19 protein-coding genes are annotated in these 23,191 nt (G+C 62.1%); 8 read left to right on the top strand and 11 right to left on the bottom strand.

Annotated features, from left to right (window positions below; all coding sequences use genetic code 11):
- Positions 1 to 170 precede the first annotated feature (170 nt).
- From LAD35_RS09135 to gloA, 6 genes are all read left to right on the top strand, one after another.
- Entirely contained in the window at positions 171 to 1,667 is a 1,497-nt protein-coding gene (locus tag LAD35_RS09135) for a protein adenylyltransferase SelO (protein WP_224152626.1), read from the top strand.
- Entirely contained in the window at positions 1,664 to 2,074 is a 411-nt protein-coding gene (msrB, locus tag LAD35_RS09130) for a peptide-methionine (R)-S-oxide reductase MsrB (RefSeq protein ID WP_224152363.1), read from the top strand. Before LAD35_RS09135 ends, msrB begins: the two co-directional genes overlap by 4 nt.
- 228 nt (positions 2,075 to 2,302) lie before the next feature.
- On the top strand, positions 2,303 to 2,869 hold the full coding sequence (locus LAD35_RS09125; RefSeq protein WP_224152362.1) for a septation protein A: 567 nt from the start codon (positions 2,303 to 2,305) through the stop codon (positions 2,867 to 2,869).
- A gap of 68 nt (positions 2,870 to 2,937) precedes the next feature.
- Positions 2,938 to 3,222, top strand: coding sequence for a BolA family protein (locus tag LAD35_RS09120; RefSeq protein WP_224152361.1), 285 nt, complete (start codon positions 2,938 to 2,940; stop codon positions 3,220 to 3,222).
- 48 nt (positions 3,223 to 3,270) lie between these two features.
- The gene (locus tag LAD35_RS09115) at positions 3,271 to 4,056 is read left to right on the top strand and encodes a peptidylprolyl isomerase (protein WP_224152360.1); all 786 of its coding nucleotides are present in this window, start codon (positions 3,271 to 3,273) and stop codon (positions 4,054 to 4,056) included.
- Positions 4,057 to 4,299: 243 nt separating this feature from the next.
- A complete protein-coding gene (gene gloA / locus LAD35_RS09110; RefSeq protein ID WP_224152359.1) occupies positions 4,300 to 4,713 on the top strand; it encodes a lactoylglutathione lyase in 414 nt (137 codons plus the stop codon).
- 221 nt (positions 4,714 to 4,934) lie between these two features.
- Here the strand turns inward: gloA and LAD35_RS09105 are convergent, their stop codons facing one another.
- On the bottom strand, positions 4,935 to 6,395 hold the full coding sequence (locus LAD35_RS09105) for a hypothetical protein (RefSeq protein WP_224152358.1): 1,461 nt from the start codon (positions 6,393 to 6,395) through the stop codon (positions 4,935 to 4,937).
- Between the two features lie 668 nt (positions 6,396 to 7,063).
- Here LAD35_RS09105 and LAD35_RS09100 point away from each other — a divergent pair.
- On the top strand, positions 7,064 to 8,983 hold the full coding sequence (locus LAD35_RS09100; protein ID WP_224152357.1) for an Npun_F0296 family exosortase-dependent surface protein: 1,920 nt from the start codon (positions 7,064 to 7,066) through the stop codon (positions 8,981 to 8,983).
- A gap of 127 nt (positions 8,984 to 9,110) precedes the next feature.
- Here LAD35_RS09100 and LAD35_RS09095 read toward each other — a convergent pair whose 3' ends face one another.
- From LAD35_RS09095 to LAD35_RS09065, 7 genes are all read right to left on the bottom strand, one after another.
- On the bottom strand, positions 9,111 to 10,844 hold the full coding sequence (locus LAD35_RS09095; protein WP_224152356.1) for a diguanylate cyclase domain-containing protein: 1,734 nt from the start codon (positions 10,842 to 10,844) through the stop codon (positions 9,111 to 9,113).
- Between the two features lie 260 nt (positions 10,845 to 11,104).
- Positions 11,105 to 11,746 (bottom strand): bifunctional 4-hydroxy-2-oxoglutarate aldolase/2-dehydro-3-deoxy-phosphogluconate aldolase, encoded by a 642-nt coding sequence (eda, locus tag LAD35_RS09090; RefSeq protein ID WP_224152355.1) that lies wholly within the window; start codon positions 11,744 to 11,746, stop codon positions 11,105 to 11,107.
- Positions 11,731 to 13,581 (bottom strand): phosphogluconate dehydratase, encoded by a 1,851-nt coding sequence (edd, locus tag LAD35_RS09085; RefSeq protein WP_224152354.1) that lies wholly within the window; start codon positions 13,579 to 13,581, stop codon positions 11,731 to 11,733. Before edd ends, eda begins: the two co-directional genes overlap by 16 nt.
- Before the next feature lie 181 nt (positions 13,582 to 13,762).
- Positions 13,763 to 14,791 (bottom strand): TRAP transporter substrate-binding protein, encoded by a 1,029-nt coding sequence (locus LAD35_RS09080; RefSeq protein WP_224152353.1) that lies wholly within the window; start codon positions 14,789 to 14,791, stop codon positions 13,763 to 13,765.
- A 119-nt stretch (positions 14,792 to 14,910) separates the two neighbouring features.
- Complete coding sequence (locus LAD35_RS09075) at positions 14,911 to 16,191, bottom strand: TRAP transporter large permease (RefSeq protein WP_224152352.1); 1,281 nt, start codon at positions 16,189 to 16,191, stop codon at positions 14,911 to 14,913.
- Between the two features lie 11 nt (positions 16,192 to 16,202).
- Positions 16,203 to 16,709 carry a TRAP transporter small permease gene (locus LAD35_RS09070; RefSeq protein WP_224152351.1) on the bottom strand — a complete coding sequence of 169 codons (507 nt, stop codon included), beginning with the start codon at positions 16,707 to 16,709 and terminating at the stop codon, positions 16,203 to 16,205.
- 43 nt (positions 16,710 to 16,752) lie between these two features.
- Positions 16,753 to 17,298, bottom strand: coding sequence for a gluconokinase (locus LAD35_RS09065; protein ID WP_224152350.1), 546 nt, complete (start codon positions 17,296 to 17,298; stop codon positions 16,753 to 16,755).
- A 177-nt stretch (positions 17,299 to 17,475) separates the two neighbouring features.
- Between LAD35_RS09065 and gntR the strand changes: the two genes are divergently transcribed.
- Positions 17,476 to 18,606 carry an HTH-type transcriptional regulator GntR gene (gntR, locus tag LAD35_RS09060; RefSeq protein ID WP_396022781.1) on the top strand — a complete coding sequence of 377 codons (1,131 nt, stop codon included), beginning with the start codon at positions 17,476 to 17,478 and terminating at the stop codon, positions 18,604 to 18,606.
- 62 nt (positions 18,607 to 18,668) lie between these two features.
- Here gntR and yjjJ read toward each other — a convergent pair whose 3' ends face one another.
- The 3 genes from yjjJ to accC form a co-directional block, all read right to left on the bottom strand.
- Positions 18,669 to 20,027, bottom strand: a complete 1,359-nt coding sequence (gene yjjJ / locus LAD35_RS09055) for a type II toxin-antitoxin system HipA family toxin YjjJ (RefSeq protein ID WP_224152349.1) — start codon at positions 20,025 to 20,027, stop codon at positions 18,669 to 18,671.
- A 126-nt stretch (positions 20,028 to 20,153) separates the two neighbouring features.
- Positions 20,154 to 20,933, bottom strand: a complete 780-nt coding sequence (locus LAD35_RS09050) for a YdcF family protein (RefSeq protein ID WP_224152348.1) — start codon at positions 20,931 to 20,933, stop codon at positions 20,154 to 20,156.
- A gap of 139 nt (positions 20,934 to 21,072) precedes the next feature.
- Positions 21,073 to 23,121, bottom strand: coding sequence for an acetyl-CoA carboxylase biotin carboxylase subunit (gene accC, locus LAD35_RS09045; RefSeq protein WP_224152347.1), 2,049 nt, complete (start codon positions 23,119 to 23,121; stop codon positions 21,073 to 21,075).
- Positions 23,122 to 23,191: the final 70 nt, after the last annotated feature.

Here is a 23,191-nt window from a genome sequence, read left to right as displayed (position 1 = left end):
GCCTGCGCAGCGGGCTGTATCGGCGTTGAAAACTTGCGACATCGCAACAAGATTGCGCGCGCAACAAAATCCCCATCAGAGCTGACAATAAACACAGTCGCACACAGGGCAAAGCCTGCGCGGACAATGGCTGCATGGATTCCACCCTGTCCAACACCTCTTCCCCTCCCATGGCCGAAGCCTTGGCTGCCCTGCAGCCCGGCGCCCGCTGGATCAACGGCTTTGCCCAGTTGCCACCCGTCTTCTACACCCGCCTGCAGCCCACGCCAATGCCACAGCTGGCCTTGAACGCAGGCAATGGCGCCCTGGCCAGCGCCATGGGCTTTGACAGCGAGTGGCTGCAGACCGAAGCGGCAGCCCAGGTGCTGGGCGGCAACGCCTTGCTGCCCGGCATGGATGCCATGGCCACCGTCTACAGCGGCCACCAGTTTGGCCAGTGGGCTGGGCAGTTGGGCGATGGCCGCGCGATCCTGCTGGGTGAGTTGGCGGCGCCAGACCAGCAGGACAGCAGCCAAGGGCTGGAGCTGCAGCTCAAGGGCGCAGGCATGACGCCGTACTCGCGCATGGGCGACGGCCGCGCGGTGCTGCGCTCGTCCATCCGCGAGTACCTGTGCAGCGAAGCCATGCACGCGCTGGGCATTCCCACCACGCGGGCGCTGTCGCTGGTCACCTCGCCGCAACCGGTGTACCGCGAGACGGTGGAAACCGCTGCCGTGGTGGCCCGCGTAGCGCCCAGCTTTGTGCGCTTTGGCCATTTTGAACACTTTGCGGCACGCAACCAGCTGGACCACCTGCGCGCGCTGGCCGACTACGTGGTGCAGCGTTACTTTGCCAGCGCTGCCCAGCACGCGAGCGGCACCCCGGCGCGCTACGCGGCCCTGCTGGCTGATATTGCCGAACGCACTGCCCGCATGGTGGCCCAATGGCAAGCTGTGGGCTTTTGCCATGGGGTGATGAACACCGACAACATGAGTATTCTGGGCCTGACCATCGACTACGGCCCCTTCCAGTTTCTGGACCACTACGATGCAGGCCACATCTGCAACCACAGCGACAGCAGTGGCCGCTATGCCTTTTCGCGCCAGCCGCAAATCGCTTACTGGAACCTCTACTGCCTGGGCCAGGCGCTGCTGCCCCTGATTGACGACGAGGCCCAGACCATTGCCGCCATTGATGCCTACAAGCCCGCGCTGGAGAGCGCCATGCTCGCCGCCATGGCCACCAAGCTGGGGTTGCCAGGCGAGGCCGCCCGCATTGCCGACCTGGCCAACCCGCTGCTCACCCTGATGCAGCAGCACCGGGTGGACTACACCCTCTTCTGGCGCGAATTGTCGCAAACGGTAAAAAATGACCGCCTCCCTGCCCTTGCCCACTGGTTTGCAGGCGATGCGGCTTTTGACACCTGGCTGCTACAGTATCAGGAGCTTCTGGCGAACGCTGATAGTGCGCAAGCAGCCGATTTGATGCTCAGCACCAACCCCCAATACGTGCTGCGCAACCACCTGGGCCAGCAGGCCATCGAGGCCGCGCAGCGCGGCGACTGGGCGCCCTTTGCACGCTTGCAAAGCGTGCTGGCAGCGCCATATCAGGAACATGCGGGCTGCGAAGACCTGGCAGCCCTCCCGCCCGACTGGGCGCAACACATTGCCATCAGTTGTTCATCATGAGCTTTCCCATCCAGAAAACCGAGGCCCAATGGCAAGCCGAGCTGGCTGCCAAACACGCCGAGCCCGCGGCCTACCAGGTCACGCGCCATGCCGCCACCGAGCGCCCCTTCACCGGCAAGTACGAGCAGCACTGGGCCGACGGCAGCTACCACTGCGTGTGCTGCGGCGCCAAGCTGTTCGACAGTGACACCAAGTTCGACGCGGGCTGCGGCTGGCCCAGCTTCTCGCAGGCCATTCCTGGCTCCATTGCCGAAAACGTGGACCGCAGCCACGGCATGGTACGGGTGGAGACCGTCTGCGCGCAGTGCGGCGCGCACCTGGGCCATGTCTTCCCCGACGGCCCCCAGCCTACAGGCCTGCGCTATTGCATGAACTCGGCCTCGCTCGATTTCGAAGACGCGAAGTGACGGTGAGCGCGGCGCGGCAGTGCGGCGGAACTTTTCCGCATCGCCGCGTTCTCACCCATTCGCCGCATTGCGGCAGATCAAGCAACGTCTTCAGCGCAGCTTAAGTCTGGGCAAGTGGGCTCGCGTATCATTGACAGCCTTTCAAACAAAACACTGCGCCGCAGACTGCGGGCCTACAAGAACGACTCCAACACGCCACGCGCTGCGCCCTTCCAGACCGCCCTGCATATGAAATTCCTGATCGATTTTTTCCCCATCCTGCTGTTCTTCGTCGCCTTCAAGGTATGGGGCGTGTTTGTGGCGACGGGCGTGGCCATCGTTGCCACCATTGCGCAAATTGCCTACCTGCGCATGAAAACCGGCAAGGTCGAACCCATGCAATGGATCAGCCTGGGGGTGATCGTCATCTTCGGCGGGGCCACCCTCATCTCGCACAACGATACCTTCATCAAGTGGAAGCCTACCGTGCTGTACTGGGTGATGGCCGCCGTGCTGCTGGGCGCCTACTGGATTATGGGCAAGAACCTGATCCAGAAACTCATGTCTGCCCAGGTACAGCTGCCTCAGAACGTCTGGAACAAGCTGAACTACAGCTGGGCGATCTTCTTTCTCGTCATGGGCATCATCAACATCTGGGTTGCCTACCAGTTCGATCTGGATACCTGGGTCACCTTCAAGATGTTCGGCGGCCTGGGCCTGATGCTCGCCTTTGTGGTGGCGCAAGCCTTGTATCTGAGCCGCCACATTCAGGAAGCGCCCCCCGCCAGCAAGGCCCCAGATTCGCTGCCCAAATAAAAATCTCAATAAATTGACCTCTGGCGCCCATCTACAGAGCGCCTTTTGCTATCGTTTCAATAGTAGCCATGCAAACCCAGGACATTACCGCCGCCGCCCTTGAGGCCGTGCTGCGCAATACCCTCGCACCCACCCAGCTCGAAGTCATTGACGAGAGCTGGCAGCACACGGGCCACGCCGGTGCCAATGGCACGGGTGTGGGCACGCATTTCCGGGTTCGCATCGCTTCACCCTTGTTTACCGGCACATCGCGCATTGGCCAGCACCGGCTTGTGTATGATGCGCTGCAAGCATTCATTGACGCGGGTTTACATGCCCTTGCCATTGAAGTCCTCAGTACACCAAAACCATGAAATCACTGGTGTATATTTCATTTCATTGATAAATATTTTGGATTTCGCATGAAAAAACAGCTCTTGTCCGGCCTGGTTGCAGCTGCTCTGCTGGGTTCTGCTGCACTGCCCGCGATGGCTCAGAACATTGGTATCGTCAATGGCAAGCCCGTACCTGCATCGCTGATGCAGACCTTCAAGGAACAGATGGAGCGCGGTGGCCGCCCGGTGACGGCTGACCAGGAAGCCCAGATCAAGGAAGCCATCATCGAGCGCGAAATCTACGCGCAAGCTGCAAAGGCCCAAGGCCTGGACGCCACCGACAGCTTCAAGGGCCAGATGGAACTGGCGCGCCAAGGCATCCTGACGCAAGAACTGTTTGCCGCCTACGAAAAGTCGCACCCCATCACCGATGCTGCGGCCAAGGCCGAGTACGACAAGTTTGTCGCCGCCAACCAGGGCAAGGAATACCATGCTTTCCACATCCTGGTGGACAGCGAAGACAAGGCCAAGGCCCTGATCGCCCAGATCAAGAAGGGTGCCAAGTTTGAAGACGTGGCCAAGAAGGAATCGAAGGATCCAGGATCGGGCCAGCGCGGTGGCGATCTGGACTGGGGCAATGCCGCCAACTACGTGCCCGAGTTCTCGGAAGCCATGACCAAGCTGAAGAAGGGCCAGATGACCGACACCCCGGTCAAGACCCAGTTCGGCTACCACATCATCCGTGTGGACGACATGCGTGATGCACAACTGCCCAAGTTTGACGAAGTCAAGCCACAGATCGTGCAGCAACTGCGTCAGCAACAGATCCAGAAGTACCAGCAAGAGCTGCGCGAAAAGGCCAAGGTCGAATAATCTTCCTTGCGCTTTCAGCCAGCAACCCCTGCCCTGCGCAGGGGTTGTGCTTTTTATGGCGCACGATGAACCGCGCCACCGATAAACTAGCGTTTTCAGACCCGCGCGCAGTCCTGCTGCAGGCCTGGCCTGCGAGGTGAAGGCAATGTGCAAAGCCACCGCCTGTCTCCGAGCGCCCATGCTCCTGCAGGGACCTCCCAAACCATTGGCGACTGCTGCGCCCCAACAAGAAAGAACCACCCCATGCGTCTTCTGCACACCATGCTGCGCGTCGGCAACCTGCAACGCTCCATCGATTTCTACACCCAAGTGCTGGGCATGAGTCTGCTGCGCACCTCCGAGAACCCGGAGTACAAGTATTCGCTTGCCTTTGTGGGCTACGAAGGCGGCAATCCCGGCCAGGCGGAAATCGAGCTGACCTACAACTGGGGCACGGAATCGTACGAACTGGGCACGGCCTACGGCCACATTGCGCTGGGTGTGCCAGACGCCTACGCCGCCTGCGAGAAGATCAAGGCCAATGGCGGCAACGTGACACGCGAGGCCGGACCGGTCAAAGGCGGCACCACGGTGATCGCTTTCGTGACCGACCCGGATGGCTACAAGATCGAATTAATCCAGCGTGCAGAAGGCGCTGCAGGGGGCGGCCTGCGCTAAGAGCCGCTCACACAGTCCTTGATACGTCGTTGCTTCGTCGGGGGCGCCCAGCCGGGGGCGCCTAGCCTTGTCGTACGTCTGTACTGCCTGCGGCTTCGCCTAGCGCGGCCCTGCCTGACGCGGCTCGGCCTAGCGCGGCTCGGCGCCTAGTCTCAGCCGCACATCTGCGATTTGCTGGGTTGTGTGAGCGGCTCTAAGCGCGCTTTGCCAGAAATACTCCATCAAACTTTCGACCGAATTCGCACAAAGGCAGCCGCCGTTGCGAATCCCATCAGCACAATGGCCCAGAGTGAGTTGACTGGAACGGGCGTTGAAACGCTGGCATTTTTGTCATTGACGGTCAGCGTCACCGTAGCTGTTGCACAGACTGCTGGCACCGCCTTGTTGCACAGTTGGTAGGTGATGGTGTAGGTGCCGGGCGGCACTGCTGCCGTGGTGGTGACGAGGCCTGTGGCAGGGTCCAGCACCACACCGGGGTTGGACGCTGGCGTCACCACGGTCAGCGTGGAATTGCCAAGCGTGGAAGGCACGCCATCGGTAGTGTCGTTGGCCAATACGTTCACGGGGGTTACCGGCGCCCCAGCAGTGGCTGTGACCGTATCGGGCTGCGGGGCGGCTGTACCAGCAATGGTTACGGTTGCGGTGGTGTTGGCACAGGCTGGCGGCAATGATTTATCGCACAAGGTGTAGGTAATGACATAAGTGCCAGGCGGTGTAGCGGCGGTTGAAGTTATCTGGCCGGTACTCGGGTCCAGCACCACACCGGCATTGGCGGCTGCGGTGGTGTTGGCATCAGTGCCCACCTGCAATGTGGAATTGGTGAGTGTGGCGGGCTGCCCATTCGATGTGTCGTTGCCCAGCACATTGATGGGGGTAATGGGCGCGCCCATAACGCCAGTGGCAATATCGGGCTGCGGGCTCACCAGCAGCAAGGCTGCCGGGTTGATTCTGGTGGCATACAACGTTGTTTGAGGTTGGGAGGTATTTGCGGCTTGGACATTGGAAGTGCTGTCTTGTGTAATTGTTATTTTATCTACCGGCCCGTTGATTACCAGCCCGTTCAAAAATAACGAGGTGCCGACCGCAGGTGCCAGCGGATTCCAGGTATAGGTCACGAAATTGGTACCTACCCCACCGGCCGTTTGCTGATACCTGCTGGTGGCGGTACCACCCACTGCATCAAATACCGCCCCGCCACTCAGGGTAATAGTGAGCGAGGTGCTGCCAATATTTGATGGAGGAGCCTTGCGCAGCGAAAAACCGCTTTTACCCACTGTAAAGGCATTGCCCTGGGCGGCTGCAGGCCCGAACGTGGCCAGCGTTGGGCTGTAATTGATTTCAACCACCTCATGATTGGTAGCGGGAGCAGGCCCAGACAAATTATTTATAGTGCCAGAAAATGTGCTATTGCTTGTACCACCAATACCTGCCGTGGCCGTGCAGCCAGTCGGTGAAGGGATACAGAGGGTACCTGATGCAGTTTGGGTTACCTGAAGATTTACCGACGGCGTTCCCTGCGAAGCAATACTGCTGGTTGTGTTTGTTATGGTAGCGGGATTGGTAGTGGTGTTATTCGAGTATACCCAAGGACTCAAATCCCAATCGCCGGGTGCTGCGCATGCATATGCGGCGTTCAGCAATAGCGAAACTGCAAGTATTTTTTTCAGCTTTAATAATTTCATGGTGCATCCCTATCAAGGTAACTGCTGCTTATTGATCTTATTTACGCATGTTTAGCTTATGCGATCAATTGATATTGAACAGCAGCATTCGCAGGCATGATGTCACAAAGATCATGCGCTTACAAGGTTCTTCTGATATAGAATGTCAATAATCATCCAAGCCACTTCATAGATGGATTGCATATGAATTTTATTATTTTTCAATATGTCGATGATTATTAATTTATTTGCAATTTATAATCATCAATAAATCACCCAACCCCGCCCCGCCTCTGGCCCGGCGTCCTGGCGGCTGCGGGGGCGTTCCCCTCCCGCCGGCACATGGCACCCGGCCCTTGACCTCGGCCTGACAGCGCCAGCCGGCACCCCTAACGTAGTTGGCCGCAGCTCGGCACTGCACCGCCGAATTGCGGGCACACGCCTTGCAACAACTTGCGATGCGACACGCTTGGCTGCACAGGCAGCCGCAGACCCCTGCAGGCTCCATCGACCATCCAGGACACGCCTGTTGCTTTTGCACTGGCGTCCACTGCTCACCCCAAAGGTCAAACTTTGTAAAAAATAGATTTTTTGTATATAATTATTTGCTAGAAATTACCCTAATCTCAATTCTCATTGATCATTTAGTTACACTTACCTTTTGGTTAAATATGTAGCAAATTGTAGTAATGTTGAGATTAGATTTTCATCTTCGCCGTGCCCTTTCCATTGCCAGCCTTGCCGGATTCAGTGCCTGTAGCGTCCAGGCCAGCCAATTGACGCTGTATCTCTCCCAACCGTCGCTCAATGCGGCCCGGAATGCCGCCGTTCCCGATGGCGCCCTGCCGTGGTCTTCGACCTACGGACAGAATTACGCGATAGAGACCTTCAACAACGAGACCCCTGGAGCAAAGACCTCCGGCGCCTGGGCCATTGGCACCTATGCCGTCGCACCGGGCGGGAATACCGATGTCTCGCGCGCCAACCAATATGGGGGCGCGGGCACCGATACCGCGCTGGGCCGAGGCGGCTCCCATTTCCTCAACGCGGGCAACGCCGGTAGCCCCGCCGGCGTCACCATCACCCTGACAAAGCCGGCGCGGTATGTCGGCTTTTGGTGGTCGGCCGGCTCCAATGGCAACAACGTGGAATTGCTGGACGAGCATGACAACGTGCTCACGAGCATGACTACCAACGATCTGATGCGTTTCCTGAACGACCCTGCCAACACAACGATGAAGGCGCTGAACGGAAAGACAACCTATACACGGACCCAGTACAACGGAAACCCATTCTTCGGCCCCCCGGCCAATGCCGGGGAGCCCTATGTCTACCTGAACTATGTGCTGAACGACACGACCGGGTTCGGCACCACCGTCATCCGGAAAATCCGGTTCTGGGGATCGGGCTTCGAGCTCGACAACGTGGCTGTTCGCGAAGAGGCATTGCCCGGGCTGCCAGCCGAAACGGAGTTGCCCGATTCATGGGTGCCGACGGAGATCACCAAGGATTTTGTCGATCCTCCCGTCACGGCCAACGACGCAGGGGCAACGCGCATCAATACTGCCTCGGGGCCGCTCGATCTGACTGCCAATGACCCGTTTGTACCGGCAGGCAGCTCCGTTACGCCTCAGCCTTCCTCGGCCAACGGTGGCACGGTCGCGCCGCATCCGGACTACCCGGGCCAGTTCCTCTACACGCCGGCTCCGGGCTTCCACGGCGTTGACACTTTCAGCTATCAGGTCTGCCTGCCGTCGCCCAACCAGAGCAAATGCGCGACATCGACGGTCACGATGACGGTCACCGCTCCGGACCTGGTGGTGGATTTGACGGATATCAAGCCAACCGCCACCGTGGGGGTCCCCTATGAAGGCTCCTTCACCTGCACGAACCACGGCACTGCCGACGCATTGACAGGCACCCGTTGCACGACGGGGCCCCTGCCCGGCGGGCTGGCCGTTGGCATCTGCACGATGAGCCCTGCCGGTACGGTATGGCATGCAGGCGATGCCATACCCAAGGATGCGGTGGTCACCTGCGCGGTCACCGGCACGCCAACCAATGACAAGGGCGTGACGACCACCATTGGCACCACGGATACCGATGGGGATTCCAACCCAGGCAACAACAGCGCATCCAAACAGATCACCGTCGAGGGAGCGCCCGATCTGGTGATCGATCTGGAAGGTCTGCCGCCCACCGGCGTCATTGATCGGCCTTACCAAGGCAGCTACACCTGCAGGAACCAGGGCAGCGCCGACATCGCAGGGGCAGAATGCACCGCCACCGGCCTTCCGCCCGGAGTGAGCCAGGGGCCGCAGGCCTGCACCATGGTCACCCCATCCGGTCGCGGTGCTGTCAGTTGGACGTCGCCCGCCGACATTCCCGAAGGGGCCGTGGTGACATGCATTGTGGAAGGAACACCCACGCAACAGGGCCCGTCCACGACCAATGGCACGGCTGGCAACAGCACGGCCACCAAAGACATCACCATCAGCGCAATGCCCGTGCCAACCGAGGTGCCCTCGCTGACCGGGTGGATCACGCTTGTGCTCTCTGCCATGATGGCTGCGCTCGGCCTGCGCAGCATCCGCAGGCACCAGCGCTGATCGGAAAGCCACCCTCGGGTGGCTTTTTCATGGGGCGGTGGCCGATTCCCGCTTGCCACGCTCCAACGGAGGGGATTCCGCACTCGGGAGCAGCGATGCGATTGACCCAGGGGCCGCGCCGTCTGCGCTACAGGGCGTCACCATGGGCCTTGGCCTTCTGGCGATACATGTCCCGGTCCGCGTGCTTGAGCAGGGTCTGCGCATCGGAGCCATCGGCGGGATAGATCGCCTGACCGATGGATGCCCCCAGGTGAACCGATTCGTGCGCAGGCACACCCTTGAGGCTGGTGAATGCCTTGCTCAGCACTTCCATGATCTTGTCTCGCACCATGCTGGCCTGCTCCTGGGTTTCCACCCCCTGCAGCACCACGACGAATTCGTCGCCCCCCAGGCGCGCCAGCATGTCGTTGCCGCGCAGAATGCTGCGGATGCGCTGCACCACCTCGATGAGCGCGAGGTCGCCGTTTTCATGGCCCCAGCGGTCATTGAGCGGCTTGAACTTGTCCAGATCCATGAAAAGGACCGCAAAAGGCACCGGCAGGGCTCCGTTGGCCGGTTTTCTGGTGAGCGTGTCCAGAATATGCGTGAGCGCACTGCGGTTGGAGGCGCCTGTCAGCGGGTCGGTGAACAGCCGGTGGCGCATGTGGTGCACGTTGCTGGCCAGCTCCCCGATCTCGTCGTTGCGGGGAACCCCGATGGGTGCATCGATCTCGCCCTGCCCCACGCGGCGCACCGCATGCGTGAGCGAACGCATGTCATGGGCGAGGCCCCCGAAGATGCGCAGGCCCAGGCCCAGGGCAGTCCCCAAGGCCAGCAGGCCCAGCGCAACCACCAGGATGACGTGCGAGCGGATGCCGGCCAGCATCTCCTGGTGCGGCACGGCCACTACGGCGAGCCAGTTCAGGCCGGCATCGTCGGTAATCCGGCGGTAGGCCACTTCGATGGCCTTTCCATCCGTATCGAAAATCAGCGAGGTTTCTGCCACTTCGATCGAGCCCTCAAACCGGGAACGCAGCTTTTCGTAGGCCACTTCGATCAAACGATCGCCTGACGCACAGGCATTCACACGGCTGGGCCGCGCACCGGCCGCATAGCGGATGTTCTCCAGCCCGGTGGCGGCAATCAGATCGCCATTGGGCTCCATGATGAAGGCACTGGCCCCCTTGGCCAGCGGCATGGCATCGACAAACCGGCGCAGATTGTTCAGAAGCACATCGGTGGCCACCACGCCGATGACCGCACCACCCTCGGCATGAACGCTGCGTGCGCGCGTCATCACCAGATCTCGGGCATTGAAGTCGATATACACCGGCGTCCACACATGGCCTTTCGCCGCCTGGGCCAGGGTGTACCAGGGGCGTGTGCGCGGGTCGAACAACTGCTTCTCGGTAGATAGCAGAACAGGAGCTGCCTTGATTCCCGGCACCATATAGATGTTGCGGAAATCCTCGGCGCGCAGTTTCAGCCGCAGCTCGGCCACCGTCTCGCTCTTGCGCAGCAGGCCAATGCCCTGCCCGCTCTGGTTGCCGTAGTACACGTAGTCGCCATCATTGCCGGTCAGCGAGGTTGCGGCCCACAGGCGGGTGCGCAGTGCGGGCATCTCGTCCTGCAGCCTGCCAGAAGCATACATGCCCTCGGGAAACGAGGCCTCGATGATGGAGCGCGAGCTGAAGATATGCCGGTCGACCGCCTGGCTGATGCGCTCAGCCATCTCCACCATCAGCTGCTGCGACAGGGTCGAGACGGTCTTGCTGCCCGTCCAGTACCACAGCACGCCGAGCACGCCTGTCAGCAGCGCAATCAGCATCACGAAAGGCAGAATCAGGGAGATCGTCAGCGATGAGGCTTTACGGGTGGGCATGGCAGATCAGGCAAGGCATTCTTTGCATTACATAGGCATCCGGACATCCCGCGCATTGCGGCACGCCAAAGCCTCGCAGGATAAATTGATAGGAATAACATATGGAACTGCAGTACTTTGATTTAACAAAGCTTTGTTTGGATTCATCACAAATCCACGCAAAAAGCCCGCTGATCCTTCACGGATCCGCGGGCTTTTTGCTATTCAATCAGGAGTAATCGGCTGGCCTCAACGCACGCCAGCGCCGGATTGGCTCCCTATCAAGCCTTGCGGGGCAAGGCTGCGGCTTCGCGCGCCAGCAGTGTGATGCGCTCCCAGTCGCCACGCTCGAGCGTGTCGGTCGGCACCAGCCACGAGCCGCCCACGCAAACCACGTTCTTCAGCGCCAGAAACTCGGTCGCATTGGCCTGCGTGATGCCTCCGGTGGGACAGAAGCGCACTTCGCCGAACGGGCCCTGCCAGGCCTTGAGCATGTTGATGCCACCGGCCTGCATGGCGGGGAAGAATTTCAGCTCGTTGAAGCCATCTTCCTGCGCCTGCATGATTTCGCTGCTGGTAGCCACACCGGGCAGCAGCGGGAGCTTGAGATCGCGGCAGGCCTGGCCCACGGCGTGCGTGTAACCGGGGCTCACGGCGAAGCGCGCGCCCGCAGCTGCGGCGGCCTTGGCGTCGGCACTGCTGCGCACGGTGCCAGCCCCCACGATGGCTTCGGGCACCGCCTTGGCAATGGCCTCGATGCTGGGCAGGCCTTGCGGCGTGCGCAAGGTCACCTCCAGCACGCGGATGCCGCCACCCACCAGGGCCTTGGCCATCGATACGGCGTGGTCCACATCGTGCAGCACGATCACCGGAATGACCGGTGCGTTCTGCATGATCGATAAAGCTGTCAGTTGCTCAGCCATGTGCAAGCCCCTTCTTCTGCGCTCGTCGCGTTGCGCCGGAATCCGGCAAACAGTTCACGGCCCAGCCCGCGCCCATTGGCGCGCAACTGCTCGGCCGATATTGTGGCGTTCTCGCGTGCATTCCACACGGCCGCCTCCACTTCGGCCTGCATGATACCGGTTTCAGCATTCAGCAGCACCACATCACCATCCTGAATCTTGGCCAACGGCCCCCCGGCCAGCGCCTCGGGCGATACATGGATCGCCGCCGGCACCTTGCCGGATGCACCGCTCATGCGTCCGTCCGTCACCAGCGCCACCATGTAGCCCTTGCCCTGCAGCACCGCCAGCGGCGGCGTGAGCTTGTGCAGCTCGGGCATGCCGTTGGCCTGCGGGCCCTGCCAGCGCACCACGCACACCACGCCATTGTGGCCGTTGGTCTGGCAGATGCGCTCCAGCTCACCCGATTTGAAAGCGGCCTGCAAGGCGTCCTGCGAATCGAACACCTTGGCAGGCGCACGCAGCACATGGCGGTCTTGCGGCACGGCGCTGACCTTGATCACACTGCGGCCCAGGTTGCCGGTGAGCAGTTTGAGGCCCCCGGTCGGGCTGAACGGCGCACCCACGGGGCGCAGCACATCGGTGTCGCCCGACACGCCCGCGTCCTTCCACGCCAGTTGGCCCGCCTCCACATGCGGAATGCGGGCAAAGGCCGACAGCCCCTCGTCACGCACGGTCAGCACATCGCCGTGCATCAGTCCGGCGGCCAGCAGCTGACCGATCACGTAGCCCGGACCGCCTGCGGCCTGGAATTGGTTCACATCGGCTGCGCCATTGGGGTACACGCGCGCCAGCAGCGGCACCACCGACGACAGCTGTTCAAAATCGTTCCAGTCGATGACGATGCCCGCCGCGCGCGCCACCGCCACCCAGTGGATGAGGTGGTTGGTGGAGCCGCCCGTTGCCAACAGCGCCACCATGGCGTTGACGATGCAGCGCTCATCCACCACGCGGCCGATGGGCGCAAAACGCTTGCCATGGGTGATGCCCAGCACGGTACGCATGGCTTCGCGCGTGAGGAGTTCGCGTTCGCCATCCTCCGGGTTGACGAAGGCGGTACCGGGCACGTGCAGGCCCATGGCTTCGAGCAGCATCTGGTTGCTGTTGGCGGTGCCGTAGAAGGTGCAGGTGCCCGCGTCGTGGTAGGCGGCCATTTCGGCCTCCAGCAATTTTTCACGGCCCACCAGGCCCTGGGCCGCCAATTCGCGCACCTTGGCCTTGTCGCCGTTGGACAGGCCCGATTTCATCGGCCCCGCAGGCACGAACACCATCGGCAGGTGCCCGAAATGCAGCGCGCCAATGAGCAGGCCGGGCACGATCTTGTCGCACACGCCCAGCATCAGCGCGGCATCAAAGGTGTCGTGCGTCAGCGCCACGGCGGTACCCATGGCAATGGTGTCGCGGCTGAAGAGGGACAGCTCCATGCCCGGCATGCCTTGCGTCACGCCGTCGCACATGGCTGGCACGCCACCAGCCACCTGGGCGGTAGCCCCGTGGCGGCGCGCTTCGTCCTTCAGAATGTCGGGGTAGCCGGCAAACGGCGCGTGGGCCGACAGCACATCGTTGTATGCCGTGACGATGCCGACATTGGGCCCCTTTTCCTCGACGATGCGGATCTTGTCCTTGCCCGGCAGGCCCGCCACCGCGTGCGCCACGTTGGCGCAGCCCATGGAGCGCATCTGCGGCGGGCGCTGTGCCATCGCATCCACCTGGGCCAGATAGTCGCCGCGCGTGGCTGCGCTCTTGCTGCGAATGCGGTCGGTGACCGCTTGGAGAATCGGGTGGAGTGGCGTCATGGGGATTTCCTTTGTATGGGCGTGTCTGCGGTCTCCTCACGAGCCCTGGTGGCCTGTGCCTTGCGCGCAGACCGCCAACACACCCTCCGCGTTCAAGGCGCAGTCTGCGCTGCGCTTGGTTTTGTCTATTTTTATAGCATACGCGCCTTACACAATGTGCGCAGGCGCATATTTTTGCTACTTATTTTGCATCGCGCGCCTGCTTGACGGCGCCTTGCACGGCGTCCCAGGTGCCCTGCCCCACGGTCTTGGCAATGCCTGCATTGACCGACGTCAATTTGTCACGCATGCGGTTGGCCTCGGCGGCAGGCAGCTCATTCACCTGCATGCCCTTGGTCTTGATGTCGGCCAGGGCCTTGGCGGCTTCTTCGCGGGTGTCCTTGCGCTCGAAATCACGGCTCTTGATGGCAGCGTCCTGCAGCACCTTCTTCTCGGCGGCGCTCAGGCCATCCCACCATTTCTTGCTCACCGTCACGATCCAGGGGCTGTAGACGTGGTTGGAAACGGTCAGGTACTTCTGCACTTCGTAGAACTTGCTTGACAGCACGGTGTTGTACGGGTTTTCCTGGCCATCCACCGCCTTGGTTTCCAGCGCGGTGAAGAGTTCGGAGAACGGCAGCGGCACGGCGTTGGCGCCCAGGGCCTTGAAGCTGTCGAGGAACACGTTGTTCTGCATCACACGCAGCTTCACGTCCTGCAGGTCTTCCAGCTTGGCGATTGGCCGCTTGTTGTTGGTCAGGTTGCGAAAGCCATTTTCCCAGTACACAAGGCCGACCATGCCCTTGGGCTCCAGCGTCGCCTTGACCTTTTCACCCACCGGGCCGTCCAGCACGGCGTCCGCTTCCTTCACGTTGCTGAAGAGAAACGGCGTGTCCCACACCGCCATCTCGGGCGCAAGACCGACCAGGGTGGCGGTCGAGCCCACCATCATCTCCTGCGCACCGCCAATCAGCGCCTGCTGCATCTGCGTGTCCGACCCCAGCGATGCATTGCCGATGGCGCGCACCTTCATCTTGCCGCCCGATGCCTTCTCGACCTCCTGCGCAAAGAAGCGCGCCGCGCGCCCCTGGTTGGAATCCTCCACCAGGCCATAGCCAAAGCGCACGATGCGAGGCTTGAAATCCTGGGCGAGCGCCTGCGTGGCCGCGCCTGCAGCCATCAGGCCCACGAGCGCGCCCACCGCGGTCAGCTTGGAAAATTGGATACGCATACCTGTCTCCTTTTGTTGGGCACGCGGCCCGGGGTTGAATCAATATCGAAACAAAACTGGTTTTCAGCGCCCAACCATCAAGCGCAACCAGCTATCAAATAGATAGTAAAAAACCGTTGTCAATGCATCCACTTGAGCGGCACGGTCACGATCTGCGGAAACACCACCAGGAGCGCCGCCAGAAACACATAGGCCAAGAGAAACGGCGTCGTGCCCTTGATGACCACCTCCATGCGCAGCCTGCCCACGCCCGCCACCACGTTCTGCACCGTGCCCACGGGCGGGGTGATGAGGCCGATGCAGCCCACATAGATGAACATGAAGCCGAAGTACACTGGATCGATACCGGCCTTGGCAGCCAGCGGCGCGCACACAGGGCCGAAGATCAGGATCGTTGGCGTCAGATCCATCGCCGTACCCACCACCAGCAGGAAAATCATCATCACCGCCATGAACAGCATCGGCTGCCCCAGAAGGCCCGAGAAGCTGTCGGCCAGCATGTTGGGCAGATCGGCCAGCGTGATCATGTAGGCGGTGACGGTGGCTGCGCCGCACAGGAACATCACCACCGCCGTCGTCTTGGCTGCGGCCAGAAACACCTCGTACAGCTTGTACCAGCTCATCTCGCGGTACACCACCATCGACACGAACAGCGCATACACGGCGGCCACCACGGCCGCCTCGGTCGGGGTGAACACACCCCCCTTGAGCCCGCCCAGAATGATGACGGGCATCATCATGGCCCAGAAGCTCTTGGCCAGTGCCTTCATGCGCGCGCCCCACGCCACGCGCTCACCGGAGCGCAGGTCGTACTTGGCGGCAATCTTCCACCACGCGCCGATCAGGAACACGCCCATGATGAGGCCCGGCACCACGCCCGAGAGGAACAGTTTGCTGATCGAGGTGTTGGTGGTCACCCCATAGATCACGAAAGGCATGGATGGCGGAATGATGGGCGCAATGATGCCGCCCGAGGCCAGCAGGCCCGAGCTGTAGCTGTCGGGGTACTTCTGATCGCGCATCATCGGCAGCAAAATGGTAGCAAGCGCCGCAGTATCGGCAATGGCCGAGCCGCTCATCGACGCCAGCAGCACCGCCGCGCCAATGGCCACATAGCCCAGCCCGCCACGGATATGGCCCACAAAGGCCTGCGCCAGTGCAATGATGCGGCGCGACAGGCCGCCTGCATTCATCAGCTCACCGGCCAGAATGAAGAACGGCACGGCCAGCAATGGAAAGTTGTCAAACCCGGCCTGCAGGTTCTGCGCGAGCAACTGGGTATCGAAGAAATCCAGATGCCACATCAGTGCCACGCCGGTCAGCACCAGGGCGTGCGCAATCGGCATGCCGATCACCATGCCGCCAATCAGCACCGAGAGAAAAATCAGGGTCACGACCATGGCTGCGCTCCTTATTCCACCATGGCGTCAGCCGATTGCGCCGGGCCGCCGCGCAACGCATCGCGCACCACGACCACCAGCATGCCCACGGACAGCACCAGGGTCGCCGCCGCGCCCAGGGCAAGCGGGTAGCCCAGCACGGTGCTGTAGCTGCTCCAGCCTGCCACCACCTGCTCCCACGATCCCCACAGCAGCATCAGCATGCAAGCGGCGATGAGGAACTGCGACACCCAGAACAGGGCCTTGCGCGTGGCGGGGCCGACGCGCGAAGTCACCAGATCGAAACCCAGGTGCGCGCCTTCAAATGCCGCAACAATCGCGCCGATGGCCACCAGCCAGACAAACAGCAGGCGCGATACCTCTTCGTACGATACGATGCTGGTGTGAAAGAGATAGCGCAGAACGACGTTGACGAACACGGCGATCACCATGCCCGCCAACGCCAGCACCATCAGGGCTTCTGCCATCCGCTGGATGCGCGGTTTGGGCTTTTTCGCTTCCTGGTCAGGGGTTGTCATCGTCAGTCTCCTGTGATTGATTCTTGGGGTGGGTTCACTGCTTTCACTGCCGGGCCAACGGCATGGCCTTGACCCATTGCTGCGTGGCCAGCGCGATCTCTGCCAGCGGCTCGGTCGCCTTCAAGGTCAGGACATCGGGTTCGGCTCGCGGGTCCTGCAAGGTGGCGAACTGGTTGGCCACCAGCTCCGGCGAGAAAAAATGCCCGCCTCGCGTCTGCACACGAGCCAGGGCCGTTTCGTAATCCAGATCCAGAAACACAAAGCCCAGGCCAGGCTGGGCGGCACGCAATTGATCGCGGTACTTGCGCTTGAGGGCCGAGCAGGTCAGCACCACGCCGTGCTGTGCATCGGCCCCGGCCAGCAGGGCCGCCAGGCGCGCCAGCCAGCCTTCGCGGTCGGCATCGGTCAGTGCAATGCCTGCGGCCATCTTGGCAACGCTCTCGGGCGCATGGTAGGTATCGCCCTCCACCAGTTGCCAGCCCAGTTGCCGGGCAATGGCCTCCCCCGCGCTGGATTTGCCGCAGCCCGACACCCCCATGACAACCAGGGCCATCGGGGGAAAGGGAGCAGGAATGGTGTTCTCGGTCATCTGGATAGCGCTATCCAATAGAGTCAAAAATAAATGCAATGCCTTGATATTCTGGAAAAATCGGCACTTCTATCAGCACACGAAAATTCGCTTCAAGCCACTGCAAACCCTGTATCGAAAAGATTGGGATAGCGCTATCATAGCCGCATAACTACGCGCCAGACCTAGGAGAATCCCTTGCCCGCCAAGCCGGCCCCTGCGGCCCCCCAGCCCCTATCTGCCACCGACAAAGAGGCCCGGCGCTCCCGTGCCAGCGGCCGCATCACCTTGAGCGATGTCGCCGCCGAAGCCGGCGTGAGCCCGATCACCGTCTCGCGCGCCCTGCGTGGCGAGCGGCGCGTGGATGCGGCGCTGGTCGACAAGGTGCGCGCCGTGGCCGAGCGCATGGGCTATGTGCCAGACCCGGCGGCACGCGCCCTCGCCTCGCAAAAGAGCACGCAGGTGCTGGTGCTGATTCCGCTGCTGTCGAACACCTTGTTCGTGGACCTGCTGGAAGCCGCCCACAAGGTGCTGTTTGCCGCAGGCCACCATATGCTGATCGGCGTGACGCACTACGACAGCGCCGAAGAAGAGCAACTGCTGCGCGCCTACCTGCCCATGCGCCCCGCCGGCCTGCTGCTGACAGGCTTTGACCGCAGCCCGGGCGCGGCGCAGCTGCTGACTGCCAGCACCATTCCGCGTGTGCATGTGATGGAATTGCACGATCCCGCCGCTAAAGACATCGACACCGGCACCGGCTCCGGAACCGAGCCCGCAGCCACCGTCCCCAGCCCCGTCTACAGCGTCGGTTTCTCGCAGACCGATGCGGGCGCTGCCATCACCCGGCACCTACTGGAGAGAGGCTGCCGGCGCATCGCGTTCTGCGGTGCGCAGCTCGATGCCCGCGTGCTCCAGCGCCTGGCAGGCTACCGCCTGGCGCTGCAAACCGCGGGCCTCTACGATCCGTCGCTGGAAATCCTGAACCCCGAGCGCTCCTCCCTTGCCCTGGGTTCGCAGCTTTTTGAACAGGTACTGCGCACCCAGCCAGCGGTGGATGCCATCTTTTTCTGCAACGACGACATTGCCCAGGGCGCCCTGCTCGCCGCTACCCGTCTGGGGCTGCAGGTTCCGGGGCAGATTGCCATTGCCGGCTTCAACGACCTGCCCGGCAGCGACCAGATGGTGCCGCCGCTCACCACCATCCGCACGCCACGCGGCACCGTGGGAGAACAGGCTGCCACCATGCTGCTGCAGCTGATACGCGGGCAGTCCGTACCCCAGCCCCGGCTGGACCTGGGCTACACCCTGGTGCAGCGGCAAAGCAGCTAACACGCTGCAGCATGACCCGGAAAGGAAGCCAAACCGCACCTCAATCGCAAGCTGACCGCCCCTTACGCCAGCCTCTCGATACGCTGCGCTGCCGTTTGCACATGGACTTGCAAGGCAGCGATGCATGGTGCAAAGCTGGCACTGAAATCCGCGGGGGCTTGCAGTTGGGCCACAAAAGCCTGCGCCAGCGGCAAAGCCTGCTGCCACACGGCAGCGGGCACCTGCGCAGCAATGACGGGCTCGGCCAGGGATTGAGGCAGTCCTCCGCCACTCAGCGGTGCGAAGGCCATGGGCGTCATGTCATAGGCGGGCGCCAATGCGTAGGGGCGGCCATTTTCTGCCATGAACGACAGATTTCCCGCATGCATATCGGTATTGCCAATCAGATAGCCATAGGCCCACAGCAATGCGGCACCCTGCACGGCTGCGGCGTCAATGCATTTGATCTGACCCAGCGCCTGCGCAAGGTCGGGCCAGCGCCCCGCACTGCCGACAAATTCGGCATCCAGCGCCGCCAGTGAATGCAGCGCTCGACGCCCCAGCGGCCCGACCCGGTCAAATCGCTGCACCTGCAGAAACCGCTGCCCGGCGTGGTCGATGATCCGGGTCTGCGCAGCGGCAATCCCATTCGCGCGCAACACCTCCAGTGCCAGATGTTCAGCCAGCAGCAGATCGCGCCAGCGCTCGCTCACCGGGCTGTTCTGCAGCTCGGAGAACTTCACAATCACATGCGCGGCGTCCTCGCCCGACCCAGGTTCTGCGAATGCAGTGAACTTGGGCTGCTCTCCCGCTGCAGACGAGCCAGCAACCTCACCCCGCGCCGCGGCAGCAGCCAGTGCACCGTAGTGCGCTGGCCTGTCGGCGGCAGCGATAGCCTCCAACGGACCAGAGTTCATGAACTGTTGGAACGCCCGCTCGCCTACCAGCAGATTGCCCGCCAGATCCGCTCCGTGCTGTTGCAGAGCCTGCAGCACATGGCTGTCGCCCCAGAATGCGAGGTTTTCAGGCAGTGCCAGAGCGCCACCATGGTTGCGACAAAAGGCGCGCCCCAGATAGCCCTGCGGGCGCATGTCGTAAAGCCACCAAGGCAAGCCCTCGCTGTGCAGAGCCTTGCCATCGGTCTGCTGCATCACAAAGCCTTCCGCCCGCACGGCCACCAGCCGCCCCAGCGCACCCACGCGCCCAGCCGTATCCACACGGTAGATGGGAGCATCAAGCGCAGAGCGTGACCCATCGCGCAATGCATACTGAATAGATCTTGCTGCACCGATGCGCACCAGTTCCGGCTCCAGCATTGTGAGCGCGCGCGACAAGGTCGGCTGACTGATCGCGAGCCGCTCGGCCAAGTAGCGCGCCGTCTGTGGACCATCGCGCAGCAGTAGACGGATGTGGTCTGCGTGAGAGATTGGGGAAGACTGCATAAGCTTGGTGTGGTATTCAACCCCACCCATGAATTATTTCATGAATAAATAAATGAATAGATAAAACAAGTTTAACCCAGCAGGGCAAGGGAGGCAAGCTGGCAGGGAATGGCCCGCCGCTGCCGCTCACCACTCCGCAAGCGCCCAACTGCTGGCCATGGCAAAGTACTCCCGAAGCCATACGTTGAAGCGGGTGAGCGGAGGCGTCGGCGCAGCCACGCCCACCGGCTGCGCAAAACCCTGGCGGTGGGCGATCTGCAGCGCGCGCCGCAGGTGGAAATCGCTGCTGACGATGGCTATCGGCTGGCTCAGATCCACACCGCGCGCCTGCAGCAAGGGCTTGGTCAGTGCCAGGTTCAGCTCGGTGCTGGTGCTGACCTCTTCTATCACCAGGGATGTCATGGACATGCCATGCTGGGCAGCCAGATAACGCGCCATGACGATGCCTTCGCTCTCGGTCTCACCAAAATCCACCCCACCAGTGACCGCCACCACGGCCTGCGGTTGCAGCCTTGCCAGTTCGGCAGCAGTGTCGAGACGCATCGCCAGTGCCGGGCGCGGCTGCCCGTCCTGCGTACCACTGCCCAGCACCACGATGGCCGCCACGGGCGGCACCGCCTGGGGCGCGAGCCCCACACCGGCCAGCAGGCTCCAGAGCCAGCCCACGCTCACCACCCAGACTGTCAGCCCGATCCAGCCCAGCCGCCACACCGTGGCATGCCAGGGCCGGGCCGCACGCCAGCGCTGCACCGCCTGCCACTGCCAGGCCAGCAACAGGCCGGCTGCGCCCAGCAGCACCGGCACCACCACCCCCAGGTGAAAATGCCCCGACACGAGCGGCACCACGCCCAATGCCAGCAGCACTGCGGCCACGACGGCAACCGCCGCCCTTGGTAAGAAATTCATCGCATCCTTCATTAAAACCGGCCAACAGCGCCCATCCATTAAGCGCCATGACATCAAAAATCATAGCATTCAGGCACAGGCGCGTGGCAAAAAAACACCCGCCGGCATGCAGCGGGTGTTGCCTGGGAGCAGAAGGGAATTATTCGAATTCCAGAATGATGTCGTCCACCGCCAGCGAATCGCCCTTGCCCGCGCTGATCTTGCTGACCACACCATCCTGCGTGGCAAACAGGATGTTCTCCATCTTCATGGCTTCGATGACGGCCAGCTTTTCGCCCGCCTGCACCTTCTGGCCCGGCTGCACCGCCACATCGACCAGGAGGCCCGGCATGGGCGAGAGCAGGAACTTGGACAGATCGGGCGGCGCCTTGTAGGGCATGAGCTTGTACAGATCAGCGCCCAGCTCGGACAGCACCAGAATGTCGAGCTGAGTGCCGTTGTGGATCACCCGCAGCGCCAGCGGGTTCTTGGGCGTGCCGCGCTCGATCTGGCAGGTGAAGGGCTGGCCGTTGCAGCTGCCGCGCACCACCAGATCACGGATTTCGGCATTGCTGCGCATTTCGTAGGTCTTGCCGTCGATGACGACCTTGCACACGCGGGCCTCGGCGTCAAAATCGGTCACCTCGCCACTCACATAACGGTGCTGCCCCTCCGTGCCCAGCACCACGGCCGTGTAGCGGTGGCCCACCTGCACGTTGTGGCCCTGCATCTGGCCCGAGATGGTGGAGGCACGCGCACGGTAGCGGCGGTTGCGGAACATGGCCAGCGCCACCAGGAAATTGGGGTCGTCATGCGGCACGTCTTCGGCATGGAAGCCGTGGCTGTAGTGCTCGGCAATGAAGCCGGTGTTGAACTGGCCCGAAACGAATTTGGGATGCGCCAGCAGTGCGGCCTGGAAAGGAATATTGCTGCTGATCCCGCGGATGGCGAAGCCATTGAGCGCCTCGCGCATCTTGGCGATGGCGTCATTGCGGTCCTTGCCGTGCACGATGAGCTTGGCGATCATCGAGTCATAGAACATCGGGATCTCGCCGCCTTCGTACACCCCGGTATCCACGCGCACGCCGTGCAGGTGCTCGGTATCGGCCTGCCACATGGATTGCTCGGGCGGCGCAAAGCGCACAAGGCGCCCGGTAGAAGGCAGGAAGTTGCGGAACGGGTCTTCGGCGTTGATGCGGCATTCAATGGCCCAGCCGTCGCGCTTCACATCGGCCTGGGTGATGGCGAGTTTCTCGCCTGCAGCCACGCGGATCATCTGCTCGACCAGATCGAGGCCGGTGATGCACTCGGTCACCGGGTGCTCCACCTGCAGGCGGGTGTTCATCTCCAGAAAATAGAAATCCTGGTCTTTGCCGACGACAAACTCCACCGTGCCGGCCGACTGGTACTTGACCGCCTTGGCCAGCGCCACGGCCTGCTCGCCCATGGCCTTGCGGGTGGCTTCGCTGATGAAGGGCGAAGGCGCCTCTTCGATCACCTTCTGGTGGCGGCGCTGGATGGAACACTCGCGCTCGTTCAGGTACACCACATTGCCGTGGCTGTCACCCAGAATCTGGATTTCGATATGGCGCGGCTCCTGCACGAACTTCTCGATGAAGATGCGGTCATCGCCAAAGCTGTTGCGCGCCTCGTTCTGGCAGGCGGTAAAGCCTTCAAGCGCCTCCTTGTCGTTGTAGGCCACGCGCAGGCCCTTGCCGCCGCCGCCGGCAGAGGCCTTGATCATCACCGGGTAGCCGATGCCCTTGGCGATTTCTACCGCGTGCTCGGCGGTGTCGATGGCGTCGTTGTAGCCGGGAATGGTGTTGACCTGGGCCTCGCCCGCCAGCTTCTTGGAGGCGATCTTGTCGCCCATGGCGGCAATCGAATGCGCCTTGGGGCCGATGAAGGCAATGCCCTCGTCCTCGCAGCGCTTGGCAAAGGCCTCGTTCTCGCTCAGAAAGCCGTAGCCCGGGTGCACGGCCTGCGCGCCGGTCTGCTTGCAGGCTGCGATGATGCGGTCTGCCACCAGGTACGACTCGCGGCTGGGCGCGGCGCCAATGTGCACTGCCTCGTCAGCGAGCTTCACATGGCGGGCGTCCTTGTCGGCATCGGAGTAGACGGCGACCGTCTTGATGCCCATCTTGCGGGCCGTCGCGATGACTCTGCACGCAATCTCTCCACGATTCGCGATCAGGATTTTGGTAAACATGCTTGTATTCCTTTAAACCTTTAAACGATAGGGCGTGCAGAAGCAGAAGCCAGCCTCGCTGGCTCCATCC

Source organism: Comamonas odontotermitis, assembly GCF_020080045.1.
Classification (GTDB): domain Bacteria; phylum Pseudomonadota; class Gammaproteobacteria; order Burkholderiales; family Burkholderiaceae_C; genus Comamonas; species Comamonas odontotermitis.
This window is presented reverse-complemented; position numbering and strand designations above follow the sequence as displayed.

Excerpts from the sequence above, each read along its gene's own strand:
- LAD35_RS09135 (WP_224152626.1), top strand. The coding sequence starts at position 171 with ATGGCCGAAGCCTTGGCTGCCCTGCAGCCCGGCGCCCGCTGGATCAAC.
- msrB (WP_224152363.1), top strand. The coding sequence starts at position 1,664 with ATGAGCTTTCCCATCCAGAAAACCGAGGCCCAATGGCAAGCCGAGCTG.
- LAD35_RS09125 (WP_224152362.1), top strand. The coding sequence starts at position 2,303 with ATGAAATTCCTGATCGATTTTTTCCCCATCCTGCTGTTCTTCGTCGCC.
- LAD35_RS09120 (WP_224152361.1), top strand. The coding sequence starts at position 2,938 with ATGCAAACCCAGGACATTACCGCCGCCGCCCTTGAGGCCGTGCTGCGC.
- LAD35_RS09115 (WP_224152360.1), top strand. The coding sequence starts at position 3,271 with ATGAAAAAACAGCTCTTGTCCGGCCTGGTTGCAGCTGCTCTGCTGGGT.
- gloA (WP_224152359.1), top strand. The coding sequence starts at position 4,300 with ATGCGTCTTCTGCACACCATGCTGCGCGTCGGCAACCTGCAACGCTCC.
- LAD35_RS09105 (WP_224152358.1), bottom strand. The coding sequence starts at position 6,395 with ATGAAATTATTAAAGCTGAAAAAAATACTTGCAGTTTCGCTATTGCTG.
- LAD35_RS09100 (WP_224152357.1), top strand. The coding sequence starts at position 7,064 with ATGTTGAGATTAGATTTTCATCTTCGCCGTGCCCTTTCCATTGCCAGC.
- LAD35_RS09095 (WP_224152356.1), bottom strand. The coding sequence starts at position 10,844 with ATGCCCACCCGTAAAGCCTCATCGCTGACGATCTCCCTGATTCTGCCT.
- eda (WP_224152355.1), bottom strand. The coding sequence starts at position 11,746 with ATGGCTGAGCAACTGACAGCTTTATCGATCATGCAGAACGCACCGGTC.
- edd (WP_224152354.1), bottom strand. The coding sequence starts at position 13,581 with ATGACGCCACTCCACCCGATTCTCCAAGCGGTCACCGACCGCATTCGC.
- LAD35_RS09080 (WP_224152353.1), bottom strand. The coding sequence starts at position 14,791 with ATGCGTATCCAATTTTCCAAGCTGACCGCGGTGGGCGCGCTCGTGGGC.
- LAD35_RS09075 (WP_224152352.1), bottom strand. The coding sequence starts at position 16,191 with ATGGTCGTGACCCTGATTTTTCTCTCGGTGCTGATTGGCGGCATGGTG.
- LAD35_RS09070 (WP_224152351.1), bottom strand. The coding sequence starts at position 16,709 with ATGACAACCCCTGACCAGGAAGCGAAAAAGCCCAAACCGCGCATCCAG.
- LAD35_RS09065 (WP_224152350.1), bottom strand. The coding sequence starts at position 17,298 with ATGACCGAGAACACCATTCCTGCTCCCTTTCCCCCGATGGCCCTGGTT.
- yjjJ (WP_224152349.1), bottom strand. The coding sequence starts at position 20,027 with ATGCAGTCTTCCCCAATCTCTCACGCAGACCACATCCGTCTACTGCTG.
- LAD35_RS09050 (WP_224152348.1), bottom strand. The coding sequence starts at position 20,933 with ATGAATTTCTTACCAAGGGCGGCGGTTGCCGTCGTGGCCGCAGTGCTG.
- accC (WP_224152347.1), bottom strand. The coding sequence starts at position 23,121 with ATGTTTACCAAAATCCTGATCGCGAATCGTGGAGAGATTGCGTGCAGA.